Origin of the sequence: Acinetobacter sp. SK-43, assembly GCF_015351505.1 — a bacterium.
Classification (GTDB): domain Bacteria; phylum Pseudomonadota; class Gammaproteobacteria; order Pseudomonadales; family Moraxellaceae; genus Acinetobacter; species Acinetobacter junii.
Window position 1 is genome coordinate 47,280 of the sequence record NZ_JADKPY010000068.1, and the last position, 8,808, is coordinate 56,087.

Sequence of the window (8,808 nt, forward strand, 5' to 3'; positions counted from 1 at the left end):
TTATTGTTCACATAATTTCAATATTTTATTCAAATAAAAAAGCCTGATATTTTTGTTCGGGCTTTCCTAATAAGTATAAATTATGGATTTGCGCTATCAGTACGAATCCATACCTGCGTACGACCTAGTGCAGAGATGCCCATATAGCCTCTCATACGCATACGCTTACCATCTGCACTTAACTGAGCTTTACCTTTGTAAATATTACCAGTTTTAGGCTCTAAGACCCGACCATCAATATACTGATTCGGTTTCTTAGGATCTTCTTTCAAACCCCAAGCGATTTGCAGTCCTAAAATTGGTTTATTTTTAAAAGGTTCAGGACATTTAACACAGTTCGTCAATACTGCTCCACCTGGCACTGGATAGCGATACACAATCGTTCCAGTATATGTATTATCAGGTTTCTTTTTTATTTCGATAATTGAAAGTTGTTCACCAGTTCGATCATCAATACTTTTCCAAAAACCTTCAGGTGTAGCTGCAAAAGTCATCAAACTGCATAAAGCTAATGACATGCCCATGAGTCCTTTCATGAGTGAGTTTTTTTGCATAAATCGCTCCGTAATGCAAAATAGATCCATCTGAGATACATATTTATTATAATGCTGAGTAACAGTCAATCAGACTTAAGCATATTTAATTGCTTAAAATTAGAAGATTTTTCAATAAAATCACATATTGATAAACTAATAAGAACCGATTCACACTTTAATATTGTTCAACAACAGCATTTGAGATTTTATCCAATCGGAATATCTTCAATTTCACCTCAATATAATTGCCAAATATCCAACTCATCTCATCGTTGTAAATCTATTTTAATCTTTACATCATAGATTATGCTCTACATGTATAATTACCGTTTTGAGGTTCAGAGGTAATAATTCAATGGAATTACAGATTCTACAAAAACAGTTAGATGAAAGTAGCCATTGCCCTTTATGCCACGCTTCAATGTATTGGGTTGAGGCTGAACAATATTCACAAGAAATTCAATTTCACGAATGTAGCCATTGCCAACATCGAGTATTTACAAGTAGCAGTAAGTTAAATTGCCATTGTGATCAATGTACAGCTCAGCGTAAGAAACAAACACAACAAACAAAAATTCAAGAACTGCGTAAATACAAAGCTAAAGACGAAGTCATCTACAGCTTGAATCAGCTCAGCTTTATTCATAAGTTGTTCTTATTAAGTCTACTTGATGGATATGCCCGTGAAGATGTTCAACATGATGAACTCATTCATTGGAAAAATATTAAGTATCATGAGATTACTCCAAACTATTTATTTCAAAATCAAATTGTTAAAGAGCTATTAAATAGTGGAATCTTAAAATCTCCAGATTCAAGTATCGAGACAGAAAGTTTTTACTTAAATATAAGACTTGATGGCTATTCTGATCCGAGTTTATTCAGTGTTGCTCAGCAACTTCGATATTGGTTTTACGAAAATTTAAGTTTAGGCCTTCCATTTAAAACAGTAGATGAAGTAAAAGATGCACTTTATCTTGTTTTATATCAAGAAATTGTCCAGTTTATGCAATTTTACTGTCGTACGTGGGGTATCCAAATTGCAGGTAATCGCTCTTTTCAAGGCTTTTGCTATCGATTAATGGAAAATCTAGCTGTTGGTCAACTCTTTTATTTGATTCAAACTGCATTGGAATATTTGTATAAGCAAAAAGCGCTACAAGTTAAAAATGAAAAGTTTATTAACACTAATCTCTTGAAAAAAACCTTAGAGCAGTATCGAGAACGAGCAACAACTGAGCGTTGGGAAACAAGCACTTTACCAAGGCCTCATAACATTCCGTTGAGTAAAATGAGTGAAGTCTTGTTATTTAAATTTCTTGGTTATGATGAAAGTATTTTTTTCCAACCAATTTGGAAGTCATGGCGCAAGATTGAACCACGTTTAAATTTTTATTCAGTAAAGCGTTGTATGTATTGTGGTTCGAATGATCTTGCTGTTGATTATGATGCAAAAGATTATGTTTCGTTGATTTGTCGCCAATGTAAACATCAAGACCACTATTTTACACGCTAAAATTTAGCAACTAGTTTCATAAAGTAAGGATTCGATATGTCTTTAAAACAACAGCTTATTGATCAAGTGATTGAGGCTTGGCATTCCTTACAAGACAAAGCCCCTCTTGTTCAATGTATCACCAATAGCGTTGCAACGAATTACACTGCGAATATCTTGCTTGCTGCTGGTGCTTCTCCAGCCATGATCGACAATCCTTTTGAAACTGAAGCATTCACTAAAATTAGTTCCGCGCTTAGTATCAATACTGGGACCCCCACGACGGAACAAACGCAAGCGATGCTCATTTCTGCACGGACAGCACAGCAGCAGCAAACGCCTTGGGTACTTGATCCAGTAGGTTATGGAGCAGTTTTGCGATGGCGGAGCGAGACAGTAGACCAGTTATTAAACTTTAAACCCAATATTATTCGGGCAAATGCTTCTGAAATTAGCACCCTAGCTGGTAATCAAACAGAATCGAAAGGTGTAGACAGCACATTAAACAGCCAAGATGTTTATGAACAAGCAAAAAGCTTATTGCAATATTCAGAGTGTATTGCGATTTCTGGTGAATCCGATTTCATCATTTCAAAACAACTAAATACAGTGATTCAGGTGAATGGTGGTTGCTATCTTCAACCTAAAATAACGGCAACTGGCTGTGCATTAGGTGCATTGACTGCTGCGTATCACGCTGTAAGCACGCCTACAATTGCTGCACTTGCATCCCATATACATTTTGCTATAGCTGGAAAATTGGCGTATGAACATGCTCAGACTGTGGGTAGTTTCAATGTCGCATTTTTAGATTATGTACATATGTTGGATGATAATTTGATTCGGCAATATGTCGATATTGAACTTCTAAATTAGAATAACGTTATCTATGATGTCATTTGAAAACCAGTTTCAAATGACATCTTTAAAATAGTTATCTTTATCTATATCAATAACTTCAACACAAATTTGTGTTTTAAAATCTGAATCAGATTGTAAATATTTTTTTATTTTAAGTGCCTGTAAAAGTGCTTCACCAAGTTGCTTTTTCTGTTCTGCAGTTCGACCACTTAACAGATATAACTTGAGATGAATATATGCTTCTAAATGCAGATCTATACCAATTAAAAAACTCTGATCTTTGAAAATTCGTGACTTAATGTCCTGTTCGACAAATTGCTTCGAATCAAGCAATGTTGAATTAATTTGCTCTAATAATTGAAGTTCATCTAAATCAATCAAGTTAGCTGAATAGTTCACTATGATATGAGGCATATGGCCGTCCTATTCTATAAATAACAATGCTAAACGCACCTGATCATAAGCCATTCTCGGACTAGTTGCTTCAACAATCGGGCGTAATTTAATAGAGCCATCATCCGTAAAATGTTCTGGATTTTTACGCTTGCTCAATCGTTTATAGATTTTTCGAACTTCCTCAACAACTTCATCACCAGGATGTGCAACTGAAATATCCAAACCTTGCTCTTTGTGAAGGCGCGATAAATGATTGATGATGGTAGCTGGAGTCAAACCTCTCTCGTGAGCAATATCTTCAATTTCATAACCACCCTCAAACAATGCCTTCGTTTCATCCAAAGTAGCAGCCGCATAATTTTGCTTAGCTCCTTTGCTTAATTTTTTCTCATTTCGACTAATTTCGGTCGGGTTCAAAGTTCCCCCACAGTGTCGAATAAAGGCATTATGTTGAGTTGTCAAATCCATCTGTTCAAAGTTGATTTCCGCCTCACTCGAAAGCTCTTGAAAACGGCGATCAGCTTTTATTGCTAAACTATCCAACTCTAAAGCTTGCTCATTAAATCCAAGAAGTTTTAGACCTGTTAGTGATTTTAAACGCGAAAGCGCGACATACCCCTGACCTTTTTCAAAAGTATGGGTAAGATTGATTTCGGCAGCTTCTAAAGTCATTCCTTGGCTTTTATGAATCGTAATCGCCCATGCTAGACGCAATGGAATTTGTTGAAAACTTGCAATCACTTTGCCTGCTTCATTTTCAATTGACCATGTTTCTGGCTCAACCAATAATGTTGTTCCATCCGTCAATTTAACTTTTGGCAAGATCCCTTGTGTATCATCTTCCTCGAAGCCAATCACCTCTCCCAAGCTTCCATTGATATATCCCATATCAAAATTGTTTTTTACAAACATAACTTTGGCATGCTTTTTCAAGGTAAGTTCTTCTGGAGCGCGAACAGATGATTTCAAGGTTTCAATCAGTTTTTCATTTCCATCAACAACCGCATTGAATTGATGGCTCTCGTTATCAATTTCATTCAAATGCTGATAATTAATGTTATCAACATCCATATTATGTGTATAAAGTCGTGTAAACGTCTCACCTATATCGTGATGTTTAGACTGCTGCAATGCTGAGATATGGTGATTTTGAATACTTTGAGCACGAATAGCGTTTAAAATTTGGTTAAGAATTTCATCGTCTTGACGATGTTGTTCGGTTAAATAGCAAACTCGAAATTTAGCTTCAACCCATGCATCAGACATAAAGGAAAATTTATCACGGTTGGCTTCACCGTTTCGACCTACGGGTGGTAACTGGAAAAAATCTCCCGCAACAATCACTTGTATGCCACCAAAAGCCTCATCGCTTTCTTTAAAATATTTTAAGACTTGATTAACAAGATTTAGCTGCTTAGCGTGCAGCATTGAAATTTCATCTATGATAAGAACCTGAGCATTTTCTAAATGTTCTTTTAAATACTTACGCTCTTTCATACGCTTAAGATCATCATCACTCAAGCTATCTTTAATTCCAATCCCTGCCCAAGTATGAATAGTCATACCATTCATATGCGTCGCGGCAATTCCAGTAGATGCAGTGATCGCTACTGGAACTTTACGCGCCTTGAGGTACATGATGTATTGATTGAGCGTATAGGTTTTACCTGCACCAGCTGAACCTGTTAGGAAAACATTTTCCCCAGCTTTGAGTATATTCAGTGCAGTTTCTTGTTTCATAATTTCGTCAGTCAAAAACAACAGCACATAGCTTAACGATTTTTTAATAAAAATAAAAATCTAGCTGTTTAGAGAACTGCCAATGTCGCAGATTTGGATTGACAACTTATAGTTTTCATTTAATGTGTTTGCTAATGAATTTTGACTCGATCTATAACAATGAATACTTCAAACCTTCATACATATCAAACAGATATATTAGGTGAGGATTATCAGCAACTGACTTTAAATTTTGCTGATGATTACGATGGCAAAGTCGTGGCAACATTAATTCGAAAAAAAGCCCACAACCCAACAAAAAAAGCTGTTTTGTATATTCATGGTTTTGCTGATTATTTTTTTCAAACCGAAATGGCTGAAAAATTTAATCAACAAGGTTATGACTTTTATGCGCTCGACCTAAGAAAATATGGTCGTTCGAAGCTTCCGCATCAGAAATTGTATTATGTACTTGATTTAAGAGAATATGATGCTGAAATCAGTAAAGCACTCGAGATGATCGCTAAAGAAAATCATAATCAAGTTCTATTGGCAGGACATTCAACGGGTGGACTCATCTCAACCTTATATGCTGCGCATTATCCTGATCATCGTTTAATTAAAGCATTATGGGCAAATAGCCCATTTTATGACTTTTATAAAAGTGTGATTGAGAAAAAAGTCGGTATTCCTCTATTAAGTGAAGCAGGTAAACATTTACCCAATGCCAAATTTCCAAGTGGGCTAAACCCTTGGTATACCCCAAGTTTGCATAAAGACTTTTATGGAGAGTGGGATTTCAATTTAGATTGGAAACCTAAATCTATGCCATTTGTACATTTGTGTTTCGTTCACGCGATTCATGAAGCGCAAAAAGAAATTCATCGTGGTGTAAGTTTGAAAATTCCAACGCTGATCATGCATTCCCATCAATCTAAATATCCTAAAAAATGGGGTATAGATGCGCAGCAAAGCGATGTGATTCTTGATGTGAAAGATATGATTCACAATGCTAAGAAAATGAAAGGTGATGTACAAACTTTAGCAATTCATAATGGTTTACATGATCTTGTTCTGTCGGCGCCACCTGTTCGTGAAAACGTTTACCAACAATTGTTCCAATGGTTAGAACAAAAAATTCAATAATCATATTTATATTTGGCTGATTGAATCAGAGCAGTTATGAACTAGTTCTGATTTGGTCAGCTTCAATTTAAAAATGCACCAAATTTTAGCATTTTCTAAAAAAAGCCAAGCCATCAGCGCTAAAAACAAACAAATTCAGTGTATAAAAAATAGCCATAAATTTATAAAAACCCCAAATATTTTACCAAATGGAATAAAAAACACTCTTCTAACCCATCTAACGACATTTTAGGCATCAGTTTTGCAGTTCATAAGATGAATAAATCTTCTTGGAGTGTTTTATGAATCACTCAAAATCTCCCTCATTTACTGCAAATGATACGTCTATTAACTCAGATGAATACTTTTCACAACGCCAACTTAAACAAGGATCTGTTGGTTGGGTGTTATTGATTGGGCTCGGTGTAGCTTATGTTATTTCAGGGGATTTCGCTGCTTGGAATTTTGGACTAGCTCAAGGTGGTTGGGGCGGAATGTTTATTGCCACCATTTTAGTTGCGATTATGTATTTGTGCTTATGCCTATCAATGTCAGAAATGTCGACTATGATGCCAACTGCAGGTGGCGGATATAGTTTTGCACGTTTAGCATTTTGACCTTTCAGCGGATACCTGACAGGCACAGCGATATTGATTGAATATGCAATCGCTCCTGATGCAATTGCTGTGTTTATTGGCGCTTATTGTGAATCATTATTTGGTATCAATGGGTGGATGATTTATCTAGCCTGTTATCTCATTTTTATGGGGATTCATTTAAAGGGTGCTGGTGAAGCGCTAAGTATTATTTTTGCAATCACTTCGATTGCAGTTCTAGCATTGATTGTTTTTATTGCAGCAATGCTGCCACATTTCCAATTTTCTAATCTTTTTAATATATCTACCACTTCAGCAGCAGGTGCAAACGCCTTCTTACCGAATGGCTATATAGGCATATGGGCAGCAGTACCTTTTGCCATCTGGTTTTTTCTCGCCGTTGAAGGTGTCCCTCTAGCAGCTGAAGAAGCAAAAGAACCTCAGAAATCTCTCCCTCGTGGACTAATTGGTGCAATGTTGATCCTGACGACTTTCGCATTACTGATTTTGATCTTAGGTGTTGGTGCCGCAGGTGCAGATACATTAAAAAATTCTGGAGCCCCTTTAGTTGATGCACTCATTACTGTGTATGGTAAGGATTCTTGGTTAGCAACTTTTGTTAATTTCGTTGGTTTAGCTGGACTGATTGCAAGCTTCTTTTCCATTATTTATGCTTATTCTCGCCAATTTTTTGCATTATCACGCGCTGGTTATCTTCCTACATCCTTATCATTGACCAATAAAAACAAAGCGCCTTATTTGGCAATTATTATCCCAGGTATCATCGGTTTCTTCCTGTCATTGACCAAACAAGGTGATGCACTGATTTTAAAGGTTGTCTTAGAGAAGGTGGTTATTGGTCACATCAGTTTCATGATTTGCTACAATACAGCTTACTGCTTTCCGATTGGTGTACCAGTTAATATCACAAGGTCAGCTTGTTGAATAAAAAATTCAATCAAAATTAATAAAAGAGTTTAATCAAATTTATGAATCTCCGAACTTCATTTCCAAAGACAATTTATGCAATTCAACATCTTGCGTTTGAAGACCTCGGCTCTCTTGAAGATGTATTCTATCAATTAGGTTTTAGAGTAAGGTATTTTGAGGCTGGTGTAGATGATCTAACTCAAGCACTAAACTATGAAGGATTAACGATTATCCTTGGTGGTCCAATTGGCGTATATGAATCAGAAGATTACCCATTTTTAATTCATGAAATAGAAGGACTAAAACAACGCTTAAAAGACAACAAACCTACTATAGGGATTTGTTTAGGCGCGCAATTGATTGCTTATGCTCTAGGTGCAAAAGTTTATGCTGGTCATACAAAAGAGATCGGTTGGGATAAATTAAAAATAAATCAGAAAGAGAATAATCTTTTAAGTCCTCTTGAAAATATTCATGTTTTACACTGGCATGGAGATACTTTTGATTTGCCAGACGAAGCTACGCTACTCGCAAGCTCTGAACTTTACCCAAATCAAGCATTCCAAATTGGCAAGAATATTTTGGGATTACAATTTCATATCGAAATTAATAAAGATAATTTCGAACGATGGTTAATCGGTCATACTTGTGAAATAAGACAAACAGGCGTTTCGATTTCACAACTAAGAACAGATAATCAATTATATGCTGATAAGTTAGAACAAAGTTGCTCTATGGTTATTCAGCAATATTTATGTCAAATTTGCTAAATCATGATTACGTTGTGTATTGATTAGATATTAATTTTATCTAACAAATAAGAACTATTATTAATATTAACAATTTAATACACGTAATTATTTAATTCTCATGACAACGATTATTGAAAAATAATTGGTTAGAGTTACAATAATAATCGAAATGTATATTAAAAATTACATTTTTGTCTTATTTTTGTTGTGGTATAGAAATGAACATCCTAAAATTTATTAAAAGCTTTCATACAGTTAACACCTACCTAGCACTTGCTGTGTTTTTATTAGTAACTTTAATAGTTTACTTTTACCACATAAATCCAGGAAATTAAGATTGATTGATATTTTAAGATAGGCAACTATCTAGGATATAAAAAAGGGGGATATTCCCCACT

At 35.4% G+C, this 8,808-nt stretch carries 7 protein-coding genes and 1 pseudogene; 5 read left to right on the top strand and 3 right to left on the bottom strand.

Going from position 1 to position 8,808, the window contains the following annotated elements:
• Window positions 1-80 precede the first annotated feature (80 nt).
• Entirely contained in the window at window positions 81-554 is a 474-nt protein-coding gene (locus IRT38_RS12855) for a DUF2147 domain-containing protein (RefSeq protein ID WP_039907817.1), read from the bottom strand.
• A gap of 337 nt (window positions 555-891) precedes the next feature.
• Here IRT38_RS12855 and IRT38_RS12860 point away from each other — a divergent pair, with 337 nt between their 5' ends.
• Together IRT38_RS12860 and thiM are read left to right on the top strand one after the other, a co-directional pair.
• Complete coding sequence (locus IRT38_RS12860; RefSeq protein WP_194597929.1) at window positions 892-2,052, top strand: hypothetical protein; 1,161 nt, start codon at window positions 892-894, stop codon at window positions 2,050-2,052.
• A 36-nt stretch (window positions 2,053-2,088) separates the two neighbouring features.
• On the top strand, window positions 2,089-2,907 hold the full coding sequence (gene thiM, locus IRT38_RS12865) for a hydroxyethylthiazole kinase (RefSeq protein WP_194597930.1): 819 nt from the start codon (window positions 2,089-2,091) through the stop codon (window positions 2,905-2,907).
• Window positions 2,908-2,943: 36 nt separating this feature from the next.
• On the opposite strand, the gene IRT38_RS12870 is transcribed toward thiM, so the two are convergent.
• Both IRT38_RS12870 and IRT38_RS12875 read right to left on the bottom strand, forming a co-directional pair.
• A complete protein-coding gene (locus IRT38_RS12870; protein WP_194597931.1) occupies window positions 2,944-3,306 on the bottom strand; it encodes a 5-carboxymethyl-2-hydroxymuconate Delta-isomerase in 363 nt (120 codons plus the stop codon).
• Window positions 3,307-3,315: 9 nt separating this feature from the next.
• Window positions 3,316-5,028 carry an AAA family ATPase gene (locus IRT38_RS12875; protein ID WP_194597932.1) on the bottom strand — a complete coding sequence of 571 codons (1,713 nt, stop codon included), beginning with the start codon at window positions 5,026-5,028 and terminating at the stop codon, window positions 3,316-3,318.
• A 159-nt stretch (window positions 5,029-5,187) separates the two neighbouring features.
• Here IRT38_RS12875 and IRT38_RS12880 point away from each other — a divergent pair, with 159 nt between their 5' ends.
• From IRT38_RS12880 to IRT38_RS12895, 3 genes and pseudogenes are all read left to right on the top strand, one after another.
• Window positions 5,188-6,153 (top strand): alpha/beta hydrolase, encoded by a 966-nt coding sequence (locus IRT38_RS12880; RefSeq protein WP_194597933.1) that lies wholly within the window; start codon window positions 5,188-5,190, stop codon window positions 6,151-6,153.
• A gap of 281 nt (window positions 6,154-6,434) precedes the next feature.
• A pseudogene (eat, locus tag IRT38_RS12890) lies at window positions 6,435-7,568 on the top strand (ethanolamine permease); the annotation flags it as partial.
• Window positions 7,569-7,717: 149 nt separating this feature from the next.
• Window positions 7,718-8,428, top strand: coding sequence for a glutamine amidotransferase (locus IRT38_RS12895; RefSeq protein WP_194597935.1), 711 nt, complete (start codon window positions 7,718-7,720; stop codon window positions 8,426-8,428).
• The last annotated feature ends 380 nt before the right edge of the window (window positions 8,429-8,808 follow it).